Genomic DNA, 16,331 nt, shown 5'->3' with positions numbered 1-16,331 from the left:
GACGCTTTGCGATGTGGTCGTAATATGTCGATGGGGCAATCGGCAGGACCCTGCAAATCGGCTCGGCCTCATAGGCATCACGATGGTCGTCGTATCTTGTCTGTCATGGCTCCACTCTCTTAAGAAAAGGAGCCTCCGGCAAACCCGGGGCGGTTCAATAAGACCTTGAGAAGCTGTGCAGACGCTCCTGATGCCGACATTCATCGCTCTTTTGTGCGGTTCCTCGGTCGTGACATAATAAAAGGCGTGCCCGAAAACAAAATCGCCCTTTCGCCGGAATGGGCAAATTATGACCGCTATCTAAAGACTGCATCTCAGCTAGCTATTCAGGAGTGATGTTGTCCTTCCAGCGTCGGCCACATTTTTCCTTACCTACCTTTCATTCTAAATGCCCCAATTTTCGGCTATACTGTGCCCAAGCGCTGCTCCGTGCTGCGCGAGGATAGACGCGCAGAGGAGACATGTGATGGACCTCAGGATTACCGAGATCAGGGCCGCAGAGGCGGTCCAGAAAGCCGCCGCCGAGGCATTGAGCCGGCGCGCCGCGAAGCTGGCACCGCTGCATGAGACCGAGACACCACCGGACGCGCCGGAAAGCGATATGGCGTATGCGTTGCGGACGCTGCGGCGGTTGCGGCAGATTTTTTCGACGAAGGTTTGAGTTGCCCTCTTCTCCTTGGGGAGAAGGGTTGGGGATGAGGGGACATGGCTTCACAGCCGGTGCGGTGTTGGTGGCGCGATCGGTGGCCCCCCCTCTCCCAAGGGAGAGGAGAGAAGGTCAGTGCGCGCCTGTCTGGTGGGTTACGGCTTTGCCTAACCCATCCTACGGGGCCTGCGGGAAAAGTCTGTTAAGGTTTCAAGCGTATCAACCTCAGGGCGACAGCCGTGAGGATCCGATAATGAAAAAGACCGCTCTCCTGAGTGCCAGTGTGTTGCTGCTTGCGGCATGTGCCAACCATCAGCCGAGCAAGGATCTCGCGATGGCGACGCCGGGTTTCATGAGCGAGCGGCAGACAATCGAGAAGCAGCGTCCGAACCTGCCGGCAACCGATTATGTGCGCTGGTATCCCGGGGATCGCCTGCGGCAATCCATGGTGCTGGATTATGTGAGCGGCATGTCACAGCGCGACTATCTTTTTGAAGAGCCCAATCGCCGCCTGTTCGATCCGATGCTGAAATATGCCTTGCGGTCGTCAGATCTGTGGGCGCCGACGCCGATTGCCGCGCGCTATGCCTTGCAGATCGAGTTTACCGAACTCGACAGTGATGCGTTCGGGCGAGACTTTGCGGGCAAGACGAAGGCCCGTTACCGGGTCGTTGACCGGCGCACGGGCGAGACCGTCTATGAGAAGCTGATCGGCTCCAACTTCCTGGCCGAGTATCCCGGACTGAATGAGGATGATGCGAGCTTTGCCTATGACGTGTCGGCGCCGGGCGTGATTGCCGGTGTCGCGGGCATGTCAGCCTATGCGATTGGCGAGGCAGGTATCGTCGAGGCGCTGAGCAATAATTCGAAACTCCGGGACTTCTTCGGTATCGACTCTGTGACGGAGGCCTCGCAGGCCGAATGGAACGAGGTCTATCAGGGCTTTGCCTGGTATACGGGCGTGTCGGCCGTTTCGGGGCCGCTACTGGTGGCGCTCGGTCAGTTCAACCCGCTCAATTATGTGTCCCTGCAACTCGATAATCGGCAGGATTCGGTCTCGGCGGCTCAGGCAAGGCAAGGGCAGTTTTCGACCTCCGGTCTCGCCAGCCGCAACGCGGCGAAGCGAGCGCGCCAGCTGAATTCGCAATTGCTGGCACAGAGCCTGTCAATGTTCCTGGTCGACCTGGCGCAGGCGGAAGGGGTCAGCCTGACGCAGTTGCGGCCATGCCGGGACAGCGACGATGCCAGCGAGATTATCGAAGGCATTCGCACCGGGTCGCGAGTCGTGACGGACAATTGCCTGAAATATGTGACGCCGAACAATCGCCCCGGCGTGGCGATCACGTCGCTGAGATAGCCAGCAAGCCGCAGGATGGGTTGAGCGGAGCGATACGCAACGCTGCCTGACGCCGTCCACCTGTCCGGTGGGTTGCGGTTTTGCCTAACCCACCCTACGGGCCGCTAGTCCAGCGGCGGGCTTTCCCGTTCGCCCTTGCGGGTGCGGAAGGCGTAGAGGGCGGGGTTAGTGTCGCCTTCCATGACGTCTACGGAATAATGATGATCGGCCGAGCCCCAGCCTGTGCGGGTGGCAGTCTGTTTAGCGCTGCTGGAAGATCGTGGTGGCGGCGACGTCGAGGCGGATCGATTCCAGCTGCCCGTCGCCGTAATTGGTTATCTCGCTGAGCGCCACGAAGGCGCCGGTGGCATCGAGCCGCAGGATGACCCAGCGATTGTCCGCTGTCGGCGGGATTTGCAGGTGGCCGTCGCTGCCGGTGACCGTGCCGCCCGGCAGGCTGACCGTGAAGCGCATGTCCTAGCCGCCCGACATGCTGGTGAAGGCATTGTTGATGCGGGTGTCGAGGTCCGCGGGCAGCGTTATGCCGACGGCGATGACGTGGCGCGGTTGGGTAGGCGGGGTGGCGCAGGCCGCGAGGGCGGCCAGGGCAACGCAAAGGGGCCCTTGTCTGCTCGCATGTCGGCCCCTCACTCTACACACGACACCAGCATAGCACATTCGCGTGCCGGAGGGGCAGGGTCAGGCGGTTGCGGCGGCGATGGCTTCGGCGGGGATGATGTCGCCATCATAGAGGGCGCGGCCGAGGATGGTGCCGGAGACGGGCTTGCCGGGCGCGGCGCGGAGCTGCGTGATGTCGGCTGTGCTGGCGACGCCGCCGCTGGCGATGATAGGGATGGTGACGGCATTGGCGAGCTGGCTGGTGAAGGCGACATTGACGCCGGTCTTGAGGCCGTCGCGGCCAATGTCTGTCGCGATGATGGCGGCGACGCCGCAGCCCTCGAAGGCTTTTGCGAGGTCGACCGCTTTCATGTCGCTGGTCTCGGCCCAGCCCTCGACGGCGACCATGCCGTTAACCGCATCTATGCCCACAATGACACGGCCCGGCAGGTCGCGGGCGGCGGATTTGACCAAGTCCGGATCGCGCAGGGCGGCGGTGCCGAGGATGACGCGGCTGACACCGGCCTCGAGCCAGGCGTCGATCTGGGCGCGGGTGCGGATGCCGCCGCCGAGCTGGACCGGGGCGGGCGTCGCCGCGAGGATGGCTTTGACCGCCGCGTCATTGGCCGACTGGCCGGCAAAGGCGCCGTTGAGGTCGACGACGTGGAGGTGGCTGAAGCCGTCAGCGTGGAAGGCGGCGGCCTGGTTGGCGGGGCTGTCATTGAATACGGTGGCCGCATCCATCTCGCCGCGCAGGAGGCGAACGCACTGGCCGTCTTTCAGGTCGATGGCGGGGTAGAGGGTGAAGGTCATGCGGGGGTCCATTGCAGGAAGTTGGCGAGCAGTTGCAGGCCGACGCGTTGGCTCATTTCGGGGTGGAACTGGGTGCCGAAGATGTTGCCCCTGGCGACCGCGCTGGTGAAGGGGGCGCCATAGTCCGTCGTCGCGGCGATGTCGGCCGGGTCGTGCGGCGTGAAGGCATAGGAATGGGTGAAATAGGCGTGCGGGTCGGGGCCGAGGCCGGTGAGCAGGGGGTGGGGGCGGGCGATGGTGAGGCTGTTCCAGCCGACATGCGGCACGCGCAGGCCGGGGCCGGGCGCGATATGGTCGACAATGCCGGGGACCCAGCCGAGGCCGGGCGTCTCGCCATCCTCAAGGCCGGTATCGGCGAGCAGCTGCATGCCGACGCAGATGCCGAGGAAGGGCTTGTTCTGTTGCAGGACGGCGGATTCGAGCGCGGCGACCAGGCCGGGGCGGGCGTGAAGATTGGTGGCGCAATCGGCATAATGGCCGACGCCGGGCAGGAGGATGCGGCTGGCGCGGGCGATGGTGGCGGGGTCGGCGGTATTGGCGACCTCGATGGCGAGGCCGGCACGCCGGGCGGCCTCGTTTAGCGCACCGGCGGCGGAATGGACGTTGCCGGAGCCGTAATCGATGAGAGCGACCGAGTTCATGCGCTGCTCTTAGCGCCCTGCCACGCAAACCGAAAGGCTGTTTCACTTGCATCTCGCGGCAAATTCATGATAACACTATTCGTATAGAGTTACCTAGGATGATATAATGAATTTCAGTGGCAATAGAGAACTGTTCGAACGCGAAGTGACCGAAGCTCCGGATGTCGCGGACGTGAAATGGCTGGCGGCTGAAGCCAAGGCGTCCAACAGCACCTCGAGCCATGAATTGCGCACGAAGCTGGCCGCACGGCTGGCCCATGCGGCCTTCCTGGCGCCGGACCGTGTCGGTGAGATTTATGATGCGCTGGCGGAAGGCTGGATTGGCGAGCCTGTGGGTGCAGCGCCTATCCCGACACTCGACGAACCTGCCATGACGGCGCCGGATAATCTTTGGAACGTGTTCTGGTCGATCACTGAAGATGGTGCGGCGGGCAAGCTGGATGCGCTCGCGGTCACCTCGCGCACGGCAGCTCTTGGCAAGGAACTTGATGACAGTTTCCGGGACCGTGTGGTGAAGACGTCATTCACCTATGAGGGTGTGTCGGAGATTGCGACGCTGCCGCTGCCGCGCCGCCATACGTTGGAAGAACTGGGCGCCTGCCCGGAGAATTCCGTGGGTCGACTATTCTATAATGTGATTGTCGACAATTCATTCGACCTCGAAGTGCTCGACCGCGATGCGATTGGCCTGTCGCAGCTGCCGTCACCGCTCGACTATCTCAATACGCGCATGCTGCAGGCCCATGACCTCTGGCACCTCGTCGGCGGCTATGAGACGACCTCGCTGCACGAGATCGCGATCTCGGCGTTCCAGATGTCGCAGTTTGGGCACAGTTATTCGGCGCAGTTCCTGGCGGTCACGGCCGTTATCGGGGCGCAGGGCGATGCGATGGCCTATCCGATCCTGATGGACACGATCACCAGCGCCTGGGTGCACGGACGCCATACGCCGCCGATGATCACGATTGACTGGGAGAGTGTCTGGACAGGCACGCTGGAAGAGGTGCGCGCGCAATTCGGCATCAAGGCCTATGAGCGGCCCTATCCGGCAAACCTGATCGAAATGGCGATGGCGGCCGCCGCCTAGAGGCTGCCCTTGGTCGAGGCAGGCTTGCCGCCGAGCTTCGGATCGATTTCAACGGCCGTCCGCAATGCGCGGGCGGTCGCTTTGTAACAGCTCTCGATAATATGGTGGCTGTTCTCGCCGTAGAGATTCTCCACATGCAGGCACATGCCGCCGTTTCCGGCGAGGGCGTGGAAGAATTCCTTGAACAGTTCGGTATCCATCTCGCCGACCTTGTCGCGGACGAAATTGACCTTCCAGATCAGGTAGGGACGCTTGCACAGGTCGAGGCTGGCGCGGCTGAGCGTCTCGTCCATCGGGATATAGGCGTGGCCGAAGCGTGTGATGCCGGCAAAGTCGCCCAGCGCCTTGAGAACGGCCTGACCGATGACAATGCCCGTATCCTCAACGGAATGGTGCATGTCGATGTGCAGGTCGCCCTTGCAGCGGACCGCGAGGTCGATGGCGGAATGCTTGGAGAAGCTCTCCAGCATGTGATCGAAGAAGCCGATACCGGTTTCGATATCGGACTTGCCGGTGCCATCAAGATCGAGGGTGACCGAGATATCGGTTTCCTTCGTCTTGCGGTCGACGGTGGCGGTGCGGTGCTTAATCATCTGGAACCATATAGTGCGCTGTATTCTCGACAGCTAGCGCGTTTTATTCACTGAATTCTAAACATATTCACTGAATGTCGATTCAGGAATGGCCACAACAGGCCAAAACAAGGCGAATCGGCGCTTGAAAAAGAAGAGACTCCTGAGCCGAATTTTCGGCACCATGACCATTTCCGCCTTTGCGGGCGTGGTCGCCGGTATGCTGGCATCACTCGTCTTTGTTGCCCTGATCGCGGTTGTTCAGGCTTACCGGGTTCTCGAGCTGGGGGTTGGTCCGTTCGAGACGGCGGTTCCGATTCCCCTGTTACTGTTGCTGATGGCGGTGGCGACGGTCCTGGCGGCAGCGGTATCCTATGCCTCGGCCAACCATTTTCGCCGGTCGCTGGAGCGGTTCAATGACTACCTGCTGAATGCCCACCTCGATGACACAGCGTCGCTGGACGGCATGCATTTCGCTGAACTGCGCCGCCTGCGCGTCGGTGTCACGCGCACGATTGGCAGGCTGCGCCGGGAAAACGCCCTGCTGCGCGAAACGGCCTTCGTCGACCCGCGGACCGGATTGTCCAACATGATCGCGATCGACAAGGCGATCTCCGAATCATTGATGCGGGCGACATTCGAAGCGCCAGCTGCCCTGATCATGCTCGACCTCGACCGGTTCACACGCGCCTCCGAACAGCTGGGCAGCTATGCGAGCGAAGCTTTGTTGGCCCAGGCCGGCCAGCGGCTCAAGTCTGAACTTGCCGCGATCAGCGGCCCGGCAGGCGCGGCCCTGCGCGACGCGACGATTGCCGCCCTGCAGGCCGACGAATTCGGCGTCTACATGCCCAATGCCGTCAGCCGCGAGCATGTAGCGACCATTGCCCGCGCCATCCGCCAGGCGTTTGCTGCACCCTTCGAGTTGAACGGGCAAACGGTCACCCTCGGTATTTCCGGCGGGATCGTCATGGCACCGGAAGATGCTGACAGTTCCCAGAAGCTGTTCCGGCATGCCGAACTGGCCCTGCGTCTTGTGCGCGGCGAAGCCACGTCGGGCTTCCGCTTCTTCACGCCGCGCCTGACGCGCGTCGCCCGAGGCAAATACAAGCTGGAAGACGAACTGCGCGAAGCCGTGGCGAACCGCGAGTTCAAGGCCGTCTTCCAGCCCAAGGTCAATTTCCAGACCGGCAAGATTGTCGGCGCTGAAGTGCTGGCGCGCTGGCGCCGGCACAACGGCAAGATCATTTCCCCTGCGGCATTCATTCCGTTGGCGGAAGAAACGGGCCTGATCAACCAGATTGGCGAACAGATACTCGAAGCGGCCTGCCAGTCGGCGCGTATCTGGATGCGCGAAGGCCTGGACGTATCGGTGGCGGTCAATGTTTCACCCCGCCAGTTCGAGCAAGGCAACCTGACCGACACGGTAATGGACGTGCTGAAGCGGACCGGCCTGCACCCGAACCGGCTGGAACTCGAGATCACCGAAAGCATGGCCGTCGAGAACCCGGCAAAAGTGGCGGAGGTCATGGGGCCGCTGCGGATGATGGGCATGAAACTCGCAATCGACGATTTCGGAACCGGACACTCCAACCTGTCGATGCTGACCCAGTTGCCGTTCGACATCTTCAAGATCGACCGCCAGTTCGTATCGGCCCTCGAAGGCGACAAGCAGGCCCCTGCGATTGTCGAAATGATTCTTGCCATGGCCGAGACACTCGGACTGGAGACGGTAGCCGAAGGCGTTGAGACAGAACGGCAGGCAGATTTCCTGCGGCGCCGCGGGTGCACGATGGGGCAGGGCTTCCTGTATAGCCCCGGCCTGCCGCATGGCGCGTTCCTGGATTTCTTGCGCGCGTTCAGGGCCAGTCCGCTGCCGCTTGATTCGCGCCAGGCCAGCTAGGTCGTCGCTGCGCCTTCGCGGCGGAACACATCGACCGGACTATCCCTGTAGAGCGCTTTGCACCAGAAGTTGTACCCGGACTTTTCCGCGACGCGGCGGGACGGCAGATTGTCCAGGTCGATGATGCAGGTCGAGGCGCCGGGACGGTGTGCGTCGAGCCATTCATGGATCGCGCCGACGGCCTCGGTGGCATAGCCTTTGCCCCATGAGACCCTGTTGAAGACCCAGCCCGCTTCCGGCCAGGCCGACAGGTCCGGATTTATCCCGCGCTTGAAATCGGCAAAGCCGACTTCCCCGGCGAAGCGTCCGGATGCCTTTTCGGTAGCGACCCAGTATCCGAAGCCAACGAGCGGCCACATGCCGCGCACACGCGCCATGGCGAACCAGACATCCTGTTCGGGCCGGGTCGTACCTCCGACATGGCGGACGACATCTTCGTCATTCCACATCGCCGCGCAGGACTCGAAATCGCTGGCCCGGTGCGGACGCAGGACCAGGCGCTCGGTAACGAGCGTCGGCGGCGCGGTGATCATGCACGGCCCTTCATCTTCGCAAGCATGGCGCCCATCGCTGCGTGGACGGCCTGCGTGCCCTTCAGTGGACGGACCATTACCTTGAAATCGGTGATCTTGCCCTGGTCGTCCCATTCGATCATGTCGATGCCGTTCACATTGATCCCGTCCATCACGCATTCGAATTCGAGCACGGCCTTGTCGCCGCAATCGAAGATGCGCGTGTACTGGAATGTGTCGCCGCCGAGAGTCTGCCCGGCAGCCGAGAGGTAGGCCATGGTAATGACCTTGCCTTCCTGCGGTGTATGGACGACGGGGCTGCGGAAGACGACATGCTCGGCGAGCTGGTCTGCGAGGCCGGCTGCATCATGGCTGCCGTCCATCCAGTCGAACCAGCGTTGAAGATTGGGCGAGTGTCCGGTGAGTTCGATCATTGTGCGTCCTCCGCGATGACGGGTTTGCCGATCAGGTAGCTGTCAGGCTGATTGAAACAGTCGCCGCGAATGGCGACCCAGCCGCCCGGGAAATCCGGTTCGGTGAAGACGAGTTCGATGCGGCCCCAATTGTTGCGGGCTACGCCGGTCTCGGGATCGGAAATCGACACGTTGCAGGCGTCGGCGGGCGGCAGGTTGTCTTCGATCCAGACGCCTTCAAACGCGCCGCGACCCTCATAGGTTTGCGCGAGGCCTTCAATGTAGGCGAGGCCGCGCGCGTCCGTATCGGCTGCCGGATAGGACAGAACGGCCTCTCCGGTTGGCAGGTCGCGCTCATAGACCACTTCACCGATCTGGGAGGTCCAGGCTTCGTCGGCCAGCGCGGAGCCGGCGAACATGATAGCGGCGGTGAGCAACAGGTTTGATTTCATCATCCGGCATTTCCCGTTTGTGTTTTCTGGACGCCTAAACGTATTCCGCGCCATCTGTGGCGAGGTTATCACGCGAACGCGGCAAGTTAAGAGCAAATCACCCGTTATAGGCGGCTGCCAGGTCCGGGTCTTTCGAGGCGACGAGATCGGCGAGGTCGGCGATGACCTTGGCCTGTTTCCATGTCGCGTCATCCTGCATCTTGCCGTCGAGCATGGCGACGCCGGTGCCGTCGGGCATGGCTTCGAGGATGCGGCGGGCGAACTTCACTTCGTCCGGCGCCGGGCTGAACACGCGCTTGGCAATGTCGATCTGGTTCGGATGCAGGCTCCACGCACCGGAGCAGCCGAGCAGGAAGGCATTGCGGAATTGCTGTTCGCAGGCATCGAGATCGGAAATGTCGCCGAACGGTCCGTAGAAGGCATTGATCCCGGCCATGCGGCAGGCGTCGACCATGCGGGCGATCGTGTAATGCCAGAGGTCCTGCTGGACGCTGGCGCGAGCGCTGCCATCGGCGTGCGGGTCTTCGAGCACGCGGTAGAAGGGGTGGCCGCCGCCGACGCGGGTGGTCTTCATCTTGCGGTCGGCGGCAAGGTCTGCCGGGCCGAGGCTGATGCCCTGCATGCGGGGGGAGGCGAGCGCGATTTCCTCGACGCGGGCCATGCCCTGCGCGGTTTCGAGAATGGCGTGGAACAGGATGGGGCGGGTGAGGCCCGCCTTGGCTTCGAGCTGGGCGACATACTGGTCGGCGAAATGGATGTCCCACGGACCTTCGACCTTAGGCAGCATGATCACGTCGAGCTGTTTGCCGGCCTTGAGGACGAGTTCGGACACATCGTCCTGGAACCAGGGCGAGTTCAGCGGATTGACGCGGCTCCAGAAGCCGGTGCCAGTGCCCTGCCAGTCATACATGGACGCCATTTCGATGGCGCCGGCGCGGGCGGCATCCTTGGCGTCGGCAGGGATGGCGTCTTCGAGATTGGCAAGGATGACATCGCACTTGGCGGCCATGGCGGGCGTTTTCGAACGGACCTTTTCATTATGGCCGGGGACGAAATGGATCATCCGCTCGAGGCGGGTTGGCAGTTCGCGCATTGGCTCTGGTGCGCCAATGGCCAGCGGCTTGAAAAAGTTCCGGGGTGTCTTCTCGCTCATGTGTGTCTCCTCATCCGCCACAGGCCTAAGGCTGATGGTGCACTGCGTCAAACAGGAACAAAGCCGCACCTTGTCCGTTGATCGGGCGGACCCAAGACAAGGGAAACCACCATGTCCCTGCTTAGGATCCTGTTGACCATCTTCCTGCCACCCGTCGCCGTAGCGATGAAAGAGGGTAGCGGGGGGCAATTCGTGATCAATGTCGTGTTGACGCTGATCGGATGGTTGCCCGGCTTGATCCACGCCTTCTGGGTGAACTCGCGCGGCGGCTCTGCGGTCGCCTAACGCGCCGCGAAATCATGACGAAAAGAACCTGGCTGCGCGCTGCAGCCCGGCTTTTTAGTCGTTTTCGACGGGGATTTGCGTCATCCGCGCTTCGGAATCGAAGGCGCGGCGGAAAATGATGACGGCGAGAACGGCCGAGGCGACAAGGTCAATCGCTTCAGCGCCCATGATCATGTACTTTCCCGCATGCAATTCCGAGAGCACCGCCCAGACGGCGGTGGCCGAGGTGATGAGGGCGAGTTCGGCCAGAAGCAGGGTCGGAACGAGGGCCTTGAAAAAACGGTTCATTGGGAAGCTCCACATCGTATTTCCTGAGATATTGTCCCGCTATCGCAGAATCGCAATGGCCTTTTTCAGAATCAGTTGCGCCGGGCGAGCGGGTGGCTGGTTTCGAGCAGTTCGGCGAGCTCGTCGGTGAGGACGTGGGTGTAGATCTGGGTCGTCGCGATGTCGGCATGGCCGAGCAGCGTCTGCACGCTTCGGAGGTCTGCGCCACCCTGCAACAGGTGGGTGGCATAGGCGTGGCGCAAGGCATGCGGATGGACCCGGGCGGGGTTGAGATCGGCGGCGAGGGCGAGGGCGTCGAGCATCTGGCCGAGGCGGCGGCGTGTGAGGTGGCCCTGCTTGCCGCGCGAGGGGAAGAGGAAGGGTTCGGCACGGCCGCGCGCGAGGCTGCCGGCGGGGAGGCTGTCTTCGCGCACCGCGAGCCAGTCTGACAGGGAGGAGAGCGCCGGGCCGCCCAGTGGGCAGAGTCGTTCCTTGCCGCCCTTGCCGCGAATGATGATGTCTTGCGTCACCCAGCGCGCGCCCTTGCGGCGCGGCAGGCTGCCCAGCGTAAGCGAGACGAGTTCGGATGCGCGCAGGCCGGCGCCGTAGAGAAGTTCGACCAGGCATTTGAGGCGAAGGTCGTCTCCGCAGGCATTGATCAACTGGCCGAGTTCTTCGCGGGAGAGGACGTCCGGCACCTCGCGGGCAGTTTTCGGGCCGTCAATCTTGGCGGTGGGATCGTCCTTGCGGTCGCCTTCCTCGAACAGGAAGCGGAAGAAGCGCCGCGCCGCTGACAGCTTGCGGGCGGAGGTGGAGGCGGCCATGCCACGCGCCGACAGGTCGGCCTGCCAAGCGGCGAGGTCGCGGGCCGTGGCACCGGACAGATCGCCGGCGCAGAATTCGGAGGCATCCGCCAGATCGCGGGCATAGGCGTCCAGCGTGTTTGCCGCTGCGCCGCGTTCGGCGCTCATCATTTCCAGGAAGGCTTCGATGCGGGCGCGGTCTGACATGGGACAAGCCTACCCTGCCTGTGTTAATGACGCCTCTATGTGGCGCGCCTCGACGCGCGGCGAGCGAAAAACAGCCAGGATGGGAAAAAGCTATGGGTGGAGTTATTGATTATTATGGCGTGACGCTGGATGCGCCGGGACGCGGGCGGGTCTACGGGTCGATTCTTGAGACCGTGGGCAATACGCCGATCGTGCGGATACCGCGGATTTCAGCCGAAGAAGGCCTGAAAAGCGACCTGCTGCTGAAGCTTGAATTCTTCAATCCCCTGGCGAGCGTGAAGGACCGGATCGCCATCGGGATGATCACGCAGATGGAAAAGGACGGCAAGATCGGTCCGGGTGCGGTCCTGGTCGAGCCGACCTCGGGCAATACGGGGATCGGACTTGCGATGGTTGCGGCGTCGCGCGGCTATCGCCTGATCCTGACCATGCCGGAGTCGATGTCGATCGAGCGCCGCAAAATGCTGGCGATTCTTGGCGCGGAACTGCACCTGACGCCCAAGGAGCTGGGCATTAAAGGGACCCTGGCCAGGGCGGCTGAGCTGCTCGCCGAAATACCCGGGTCCGTCATGCCGAGCCAGTTCGACAATCCCGCGAACCCGGCAATCCACGAAGCGACAACCGCCCAGGAAATCTGGCGCGATACTGGCGGGGCGGTCGATGCCGTGATTTCCGGCGTTGGCACCGGTGGCACATTCACTGGCTGTGCGCGCGTGCTGAAAGCGAAAAAGCCGTCCGTGAAAATGTTCGCTGTGGAACCAGAAGCGAGCCCGGTCCTGTCGGGCGGCGAACCGGGCCCTCATGTTATACAGGGGATCGGCGCCGGGTTCATCCCGGGGAACATGGATACCAGCCTGATGGACGGCGTGGTCAAAGTGGCCAATGCAGATGCGATCGCGCATGCGCGGCGCCTTGCGCGGACCGAAGGCATTCCGGTCGGCATCTCGTCCGGTGCGGCGCTGGCGGCAGGCCTCGATGTAGCCAAGCGGCCCGAAATGGCGGGCAAGACGATTGTCGTGATCATCCCGTCCTTTGCCGAGCGCTACGTCTCGACCGCCTTGTTCGAAGGGCTTGGCTGAGCCCTATTTGGCGGCTTTCCAGTAGGCTGTGGCCTCCAGCGCGAGCGCGGAGGCCGCATCCTTTGCGCCGATCGCGTTGAGTGCCCTGCCGACAAGGGCAAGATCGGCCACGTCGCGTTTTGACGGGTCGCCATCGATGAGCGCAACACTGGCGAGGATCGCCTCACCGGCAGCGCCGGCTTCTGCATTGGCGAGAATGGCGAGCACGGCGCCCGGTTTGGTGGCCTTGCCGGGCGCTTCACTGTCACTGGCCATCAGGGCGCGAGCCGAGGGGGGCGGGGTGATGCCGGTCATCGTCCAGAGCGCAAAGAGGCGGGCAGCGCCCTGGCGGTCGTTCTTGCTGGTCGCTTCAGCAACGAGTGTTTCGCCGATCTGCGCCGCGTCGCCGGAACCGGACAGGACGCCCAGCGCGTGGATATAGGCGAAGTCGAACGCATCGGTCTGCGGCGCTTCGTCGAGGCTGGGGACGAGTGTCCATAAAACCATGCCTTCGGGATCGTTCGCGGCGATGCTGGCGCGGGCAAAAAGCAGCGCGTGTTTCGCTGTTTCGTTCGTCAGGCTGAGGCTGGCGAGTTCCGGCGCGAGGACGGCGGATACGGCGGCGAAACGTGCCGGGTTGATGGCCGCATCCTGCAGCGCATCAGCGATAGCGTCAGCGCGGCCGTCATTGGGCATGGCGACGTTGCGGGCCGTTGCGATGGCGATTTCCACCTTGGACCGGGGCTCGAATTCGGGCTCGGCAAACAATGTGTCGAGGACCTGGCGCCAGGCCGAGACGTCGATGAGGCCAGCTTCGGCGGCGATCGCGGCGGCTTCCGCGCGCGTGGCGGCGGGGAGGCCGGGGCGGGCAACCATGGCGGCAGCGAGGTCGGGGCGGATCGGCGACAGGGCGGTGTCTGGCGGGGCAAGGCCCGCCTTGGACGAGATGGCGAGTGCGATACCGCTGTCATATTTCGCCTTAGGAGGATTTGGCAGGTCGCCGGACGCAGCGAAGACGGCCGAGGTCAGCCAGCTGTCATTGACGCCCTGACTGCTCGCCATTTCGATGGCGAGTTCCGCGCCGGCCGTGTTGTCGCGCAGCGCCGCGCAAACCGCGCGCAACTTGGCCCAATAGGCACCCTCGCGCAGCGCACTGGTATTCTCGGCGCAGGCCATGGCCTCGTTGCCGAGCGCGAGGTTCAGGTCGGTGGCGATCTCGTCGCTGTCGAGCCCGGGCGGCGATATCTCCAGGCGGGCCATGAGGCTGGCGGCGGGCCGGGCTTCGCCGAGTTCGAACAGGATGCGGGCGCGTTCGGCGAGAAGGGCGGGGGATTGGTCACCTTGCGGCGCGGTCGCGGGCGACAGGGCCATGCGGCGCATGAGCGTGCGCTCACCGGGCGTCAGGCCCTGCGTGCGGACAGCGCGCATCATTGGCAACAGGGTTTCCGTGCTTGAGGCGCGCCACATGGACGCCGGCAGGGCCGGTTCGCCAGCCTCCAGGAAGCCCATGCCCCAGGGATCGACCATTTGCAGGCCGGAATCCTCGATCTGGGCGCTCGCGGAGAGGCAAAGGGATGCAGCGGCGGCGAAAACCGCCGGCCAGGACCTAGAGGACACTCTCTACCTCCATGCGCACTTCGCCAGCGGCCGGCTTGTTCTTGACGGCCTGCTGGCCGAGCCACCAGGCGCCGACCAGGCCGAGAATGACCAGAATGCCGAGAATGATGAGAAATTTGCGCATTTGATTAGCACCCCTGGGTCGAATTCACTTCTGCATCGGCCGTTGACCGATTGCTCACACAGTTCCGTCTCTATAGGAATTGGTCTGAATAGTGAATGAAAGCCTGCAATGCCCGCTGACAGCGACAGTCCCGCGCAAATAACCGATCCGGCGCCTGCCTTTGCGTCCCGGACGATCGCGCTTGTGGGGCTGATGGGCGCGGGAAAATCGACGGTCGGGCGGCGCCTGGCCGAGAAACTGGGCCGCAAGTTCTATGATAGCGACCATGAGATCGAGAAAGCGGCTGGGCTTTCGGTGGCCGATATTTTCACGATGCACGGCGAAGCAGACTTCCGGCGTGGTGAGCAGAAAGTGCTCGAACGGCTGCTGAGCGAAGAACCGCACGTCCTGGCGACCGGCGGCGGCGCTTACCTGAACGAGGAGACGCGCGCTCTGCTGCGTGAAAAAGCCGTGACGATCTGGCTGAGCGCCGATCTCGAGACCCTGTGGCGCCGGGTGCAAAAAAAGAACACGCGCCCCTTGCTGAAGCGCGCTGACGCAAAACAGGTCCTGCGGGACCTTTTGCTGGAACGGGAGCCGGTCTATTCGCAGGCTGACCTGATCGTGCACAGCAAGGACGGTCCGCACGGGACGGCCGTGAACGCAATTATAAAAGCCTTGAAAACGTGGGAACCGGTATGAGCGACACTTCACCAGAGCCGGAAATTGTTCGTGTCCGCCTTGGCGACCGTAGCTATGATATCGTCGTAGGGCATGGCGCGCTGTCCCAATTGGGCGCACGCTTGGCACCGCTGCTGAAGCGTAAACGCGTCTTTGTACTGACCGACGAGTCGGTCGCGCGCCTTCACATGGGCGCGCTGGACGCGGCGCTCACGCCGAGCGGCATCACGACCGAGGTGCTGGCGCTGGCGCCGGGCGAGCAATCGAAATCCTTTTCCAACCTCGAGCGCATCCTGGATTGGCTGCTGGGTGCCGGTGCCGATCGCAGCGACATCCTGGTGGCGTTTGGCGGCGGAGTCATCGGGGATATTGCCGGATTGGCTGCCAGCCTGATGAAGCGCGGCATGGGCTTCGTGCAGGTGCCGACGACATTGCTGTCACAGGTCGACAGTTCAGTTGGCGGCAAGACCGCGGTGAACACGTCGCGCGGCAAGAACATGATCGGCGCTTTCTACCAGCCGCGCTTCGTGATTGCCGATACGGCCCTGCTGGCCACCTTGCCGGCCCGCGACCTGCGTGCCGGCTATGCCGAAGTGCTGAAATACGGCCTGATCAATGATGCAGCCTTCTTTGACTGGCTGGAGGCGCACGGCGCCGATGTGCTGGCGCTCGCGCCGGATGCGATCCAGCATGCGGTGGCAACCTCTTGCCGGGCCAAGGCGGCGATTGTCGCCGAGGACGAAACGGAAGGCGGCGTGCGGGCGCTGTTGAACCTGGGCCATACGTTCGGCCATGCCGTCGAGGCGGCCAACCAGTATCGGCCCGACGTGCTGCACGGCGAAGCCGTCGCGCTCGGCATGGTACTCGCGTTCCGCTATGGCGCCGCCGAAGGAATCACGTCGCCGGACGCGGCCGCCAAAGTGGCGCGTGTGATCGCGGCGTCTGGCTTGCCGGTGGAACTCGGCAAGGTGCCCGGCGGGCCGTATGAGGCGACAGAACTTGCCGACCTGATGAAACAGGACAAGAAGGCGCGGGGCGGACAGGTTCCGCTTATTCTGGCGCGGGCGATCGGCCAGTCCTATATCCATCCCGACGCCGACCTGAAGTCTGTTGCGGCGTTCCTGTTGGGCGAACTGGAAAAGGCGTGAGGATCATCACCGAACTCGG

20 protein-coding genes are annotated in these 16,331 nt (G+C 63.2%); 8 read left to right on the top strand and 12 right to left on the bottom strand.

Annotation, left to right across the window (positions count from 1 at the left end; genetic code table 11):
- Positions 1 to 466 precede the first annotated feature (466 nt).
- A complete protein-coding gene (locus ACESNB_RS16435; RefSeq protein ID WP_373009284.1) occupies positions 467 to 661 on the top strand; it encodes a hypothetical protein in 195 nt (64 codons plus the stop codon).
- A 238-nt stretch (positions 662 to 899) separates the two neighbouring features.
- Positions 900 to 2,003, top strand: coding sequence for a hypothetical protein (locus ACESNB_RS16430; RefSeq protein WP_373009282.1), 1,104 nt, complete (start codon positions 900 to 902; stop codon positions 2,001 to 2,003).
- Between the two features lie 240 nt (positions 2,004 to 2,243).
- On the opposite strand, the gene ACESNB_RS16425 is transcribed toward ACESNB_RS16430, so the two are convergent.
- The 3 genes from ACESNB_RS16425 to hisH form a co-directional block, all read right to left on the bottom strand.
- Positions 2,244 to 2,456: a hypothetical protein gene (locus tag ACESNB_RS16425; protein ID WP_373009280.1), complete on the bottom strand. Its 213-nt coding sequence runs from the start codon at positions 2,454 to 2,456 to the stop codon at positions 2,244 to 2,246.
- Between the two features lie 225 nt (positions 2,457 to 2,681).
- Positions 2,682 to 3,413: a 1-(5-phosphoribosyl)-5-[(5-phosphoribosylamino)methylideneamino]imidazole-4-carboxamide isomerase gene (gene hisA, locus ACESNB_RS16420; RefSeq protein ID WP_373009278.1), complete on the bottom strand. Its 732-nt coding sequence runs from the start codon at positions 3,411 to 3,413 to the stop codon at positions 2,682 to 2,684.
- Positions 3,410 to 4,054, bottom strand: a complete 645-nt coding sequence (gene hisH, locus ACESNB_RS16415) for an imidazole glycerol phosphate synthase subunit HisH (RefSeq protein ID WP_373009276.1) — start codon at positions 4,052 to 4,054, stop codon at positions 3,410 to 3,412. Before hisH ends, hisA begins: the two co-directional genes overlap by 4 nt.
- A gap of 106 nt (positions 4,055 to 4,160) precedes the next feature.
- Between hisH and ACESNB_RS16410 the strand changes: the two genes are divergently transcribed.
- Positions 4,161 to 5,141: a Coq4 family protein gene (locus tag ACESNB_RS16410; RefSeq protein ID WP_373009274.1), complete on the top strand. Its 981-nt coding sequence runs from the start codon at positions 4,161 to 4,163 to the stop codon at positions 5,139 to 5,141.
- On the opposite strand, the gene hisB is transcribed toward ACESNB_RS16410, so the two are convergent.
- Complete coding sequence (hisB, locus tag ACESNB_RS16405; RefSeq protein WP_373009272.1) at positions 5,138 to 5,734, bottom strand: imidazoleglycerol-phosphate dehydratase HisB; 597 nt, start codon at positions 5,732 to 5,734, stop codon at positions 5,138 to 5,140. The genes ACESNB_RS16410 and hisB overlap by 4 nt on opposite strands.
- Before the next feature lie 124 nt (positions 5,735 to 5,858).
- Here hisB and ACESNB_RS16400 point away from each other — a divergent pair, with 124 nt between their 5' ends.
- Positions 5,859 to 7,613 carry a putative bifunctional diguanylate cyclase/phosphodiesterase gene (locus ACESNB_RS16400; RefSeq protein WP_373009269.1) on the top strand — a complete coding sequence of 585 codons (1,755 nt, stop codon included), beginning with the start codon at positions 5,859 to 5,861 and terminating at the stop codon, positions 7,611 to 7,613.
- On the opposite strand, the gene ACESNB_RS16395 is transcribed toward ACESNB_RS16400, so the two are convergent.
- The 4 genes from ACESNB_RS16395 to ACESNB_RS16380 all read right to left on the bottom strand — a co-directional run bounded on the left by ACESNB_RS16395 (position 7,610) and on the right by ACESNB_RS16380 (position 10,143).
- Positions 7,610 to 8,146 carry a GNAT family N-acetyltransferase gene (locus tag ACESNB_RS16395; RefSeq protein ID WP_373009267.1) on the bottom strand — a complete coding sequence of 179 codons (537 nt, stop codon included), beginning with the start codon at positions 8,144 to 8,146 and terminating at the stop codon, positions 7,610 to 7,612. The genes ACESNB_RS16400 and ACESNB_RS16395 overlap by 4 nt on opposite strands.
- Positions 8,143 to 8,559 (bottom strand): nuclear transport factor 2 family protein, encoded by a 417-nt coding sequence (locus ACESNB_RS16390; RefSeq protein ID WP_373009265.1) that lies wholly within the window; start codon positions 8,557 to 8,559, stop codon positions 8,143 to 8,145. Before ACESNB_RS16390 ends, ACESNB_RS16395 begins: the two co-directional genes overlap by 4 nt.
- Positions 8,556 to 8,993 (bottom strand): hypothetical protein, encoded by a 438-nt coding sequence (locus ACESNB_RS16385; protein WP_373009263.1) that lies wholly within the window; start codon positions 8,991 to 8,993, stop codon positions 8,556 to 8,558. Before ACESNB_RS16385 ends, ACESNB_RS16390 begins: the two co-directional genes overlap by 4 nt.
- Positions 8,994 to 9,087: 94 nt before the next feature.
- On the bottom strand, positions 9,088 to 10,143 hold the full coding sequence (locus ACESNB_RS16380) for a CoA ester lyase (RefSeq protein ID WP_373009261.1): 1,056 nt from the start codon (positions 10,141 to 10,143) through the stop codon (positions 9,088 to 9,090).
- Positions 10,144 to 10,254: 111 nt separating this feature from the next.
- Between ACESNB_RS16380 and ACESNB_RS16375 the strand changes: the two genes are divergently transcribed.
- Positions 10,255 to 10,428, top strand: coding sequence for a YqaE/Pmp3 family membrane protein (locus tag ACESNB_RS16375; protein WP_373009259.1), 174 nt, complete (start codon positions 10,255 to 10,257; stop codon positions 10,426 to 10,428).
- A gap of 54 nt (positions 10,429 to 10,482) precedes the next feature.
- On the opposite strand, the gene ACESNB_RS16370 is transcribed toward ACESNB_RS16375, so the two are convergent.
- Positions 10,483 to 10,716: a hypothetical protein gene (locus ACESNB_RS16370; RefSeq protein ID WP_373009257.1), complete on the bottom strand. Its 234-nt coding sequence runs from the start codon at positions 10,714 to 10,716 to the stop codon at positions 10,483 to 10,485.
- A 71-nt stretch (positions 10,717 to 10,787) separates the two neighbouring features.
- On the bottom strand, positions 10,788 to 11,705 hold the full coding sequence (locus ACESNB_RS16365) for a tyrosine recombinase (RefSeq protein WP_373009255.1): 918 nt from the start codon (positions 11,703 to 11,705) through the stop codon (positions 10,788 to 10,790).
- 92 nt (positions 11,706 to 11,797) lie between these two features.
- Here ACESNB_RS16365 and cysK point away from each other — a divergent pair, with 92 nt between their 5' ends.
- The gene (gene cysK / locus ACESNB_RS16360) at positions 11,798 to 12,784 is read left to right on the top strand and encodes a cysteine synthase A (RefSeq protein WP_373009253.1); all 987 of its coding nucleotides are present in this window, start codon (positions 11,798 to 11,800) and stop codon (positions 12,782 to 12,784) included.
- Positions 12,785 to 12,787: 3 nt separating this feature from the next.
- Here cysK and ACESNB_RS16355 read toward each other — a convergent pair whose 3' ends face one another.
- Positions 12,788 to 14,380: a hypothetical protein gene (locus ACESNB_RS16355; protein WP_373009251.1), complete on the bottom strand. Its 1,593-nt coding sequence runs from the start codon at positions 14,378 to 14,380 to the stop codon at positions 12,788 to 12,790.
- Positions 14,370 to 14,504 (bottom strand): hypothetical protein, encoded by a 135-nt coding sequence (locus tag ACESNB_RS16350; protein WP_373009249.1) that lies wholly within the window; start codon positions 14,502 to 14,504, stop codon positions 14,370 to 14,372. Before ACESNB_RS16350 ends, ACESNB_RS16355 begins: the two co-directional genes overlap by 11 nt.
- A gap of 108 nt (positions 14,505 to 14,612) precedes the next feature.
- On the opposite strand from ACESNB_RS16350, the gene ACESNB_RS16345 reads away from it, so the two are divergent.
- Together ACESNB_RS16345 and aroB are read left to right on the top strand one after the other, a co-directional pair.
- Positions 14,613 to 15,185: a shikimate kinase gene (locus ACESNB_RS16345; protein WP_373009247.1), complete on the top strand. Its 573-nt coding sequence runs from the start codon at positions 14,613 to 14,615 to the stop codon at positions 15,183 to 15,185.
- Positions 15,182 to 16,312: a 3-dehydroquinate synthase gene (gene aroB / locus ACESNB_RS16340; protein ID WP_373009245.1), complete on the top strand. Its 1,131-nt coding sequence runs from the start codon at positions 15,182 to 15,184 to the stop codon at positions 16,310 to 16,312. Before ACESNB_RS16345 ends, aroB begins: the two co-directional genes overlap by 4 nt.
- The last annotated feature ends 19 nt before the right edge of the window (positions 16,313 to 16,331 follow it).

Source organism: Hyphomonas sp. (genome assembly GCF_041689225.1).
Lineage (GTDB): Bacteria > Pseudomonadota > Alphaproteobacteria > Caulobacterales > Hyphomonadaceae > Hyphomonas.
This window is presented reverse-complemented; position numbering and strand designations above follow the sequence as displayed.

What these genes read in the sequence shown, in the direction of transcription:
- ACESNB_RS16425 (WP_373009280.1), bottom strand. Translation starts at nt 2,456, where the DNA reads ATGCGCTTCACGGTCAGCCTGCCGGGCGGCACGGTCACCGGCAGCGAC.
- aroB (WP_373009245.1), top strand. Translation starts at nt 15,182, where the DNA reads ATGAGCGACACTTCACCAGAGCCGGAAATTGTTCGTGTCCGCCTTGGC.
- ACESNB_RS16365 (WP_373009255.1), bottom strand. Translation starts at nt 11,705, where the DNA reads ATGTCAGACCGCGCCCGCATCGAAGCCTTCCTGGAAATGATGAGCGCC.
- ACESNB_RS16410 (WP_373009274.1), top strand. Translation starts at nt 4,161, where the DNA reads ATGAATTTCAGTGGCAATAGAGAACTGTTCGAACGCGAAGTGACCGAA.
- hisH (WP_373009276.1), bottom strand. Translation starts at nt 4,054, where the DNA reads ATGAACTCGGTCGCTCTCATCGATTACGGCTCCGGCAACGTCCATTCC.
- ACESNB_RS16345 (WP_373009247.1), top strand. Translation starts at nt 14,613, where the DNA reads ATGCCCGCTGACAGCGACAGTCCCGCGCAAATAACCGATCCGGCGCCT.
- ACESNB_RS16370 (WP_373009257.1), bottom strand. Translation starts at nt 10,716, where the DNA reads ATGAACCGTTTTTTCAAGGCCCTCGTTCCGACCCTGCTTCTGGCCGAA.
- ACESNB_RS16350 (WP_373009249.1), bottom strand. Translation starts at nt 14,504, where the DNA reads ATGCGCAAATTTCTCATCATTCTCGGCATTCTGGTCATTCTCGGCCTG.
- hisB (WP_373009272.1), bottom strand. Translation starts at nt 5,734, where the DNA reads ATGATTAAGCACCGCACCGCCACCGTCGACCGCAAGACGAAGGAAACC.
- ACESNB_RS16375 (WP_373009259.1), top strand. Translation starts at nt 10,255, where the DNA reads ATGTCCCTGCTTAGGATCCTGTTGACCATCTTCCTGCCACCCGTCGCC.
- ACESNB_RS16435 (WP_373009284.1), top strand. Translation starts at nt 467, where the DNA reads ATGGACCTCAGGATTACCGAGATCAGGGCCGCAGAGGCGGTCCAGAAA.
- ACESNB_RS16390 (WP_373009265.1), bottom strand. Translation starts at nt 8,559, where the DNA reads ATGATCGAACTCACCGGACACTCGCCCAATCTTCAACGCTGGTTCGAC.
- ACESNB_RS16385 (WP_373009263.1), bottom strand. Translation starts at nt 8,993, where the DNA reads ATGATGAAATCAAACCTGTTGCTCACCGCCGCTATCATGTTCGCCGGC.
- cysK (WP_373009253.1), top strand. Translation starts at nt 11,798, where the DNA reads ATGGGTGGAGTTATTGATTATTATGGCGTGACGCTGGATGCGCCGGGA.
- ACESNB_RS16430 (WP_373009282.1), top strand. Translation starts at nt 900, where the DNA reads ATGAAAAAGACCGCTCTCCTGAGTGCCAGTGTGTTGCTGCTTGCGGCA.
- hisA (WP_373009278.1), bottom strand. Translation starts at nt 3,413, where the DNA reads ATGACCTTCACCCTCTACCCCGCCATCGACCTGAAAGACGGCCAGTGC.
- ACESNB_RS16395 (WP_373009267.1), bottom strand. Translation starts at nt 8,146, where the DNA reads ATGATCACCGCGCCGCCGACGCTCGTTACCGAGCGCCTGGTCCTGCGT.
- ACESNB_RS16380 (WP_373009261.1), bottom strand. Translation starts at nt 10,143, where the DNA reads ATGAGCGAGAAGACACCCCGGAACTTTTTCAAGCCGCTGGCCATTGGC.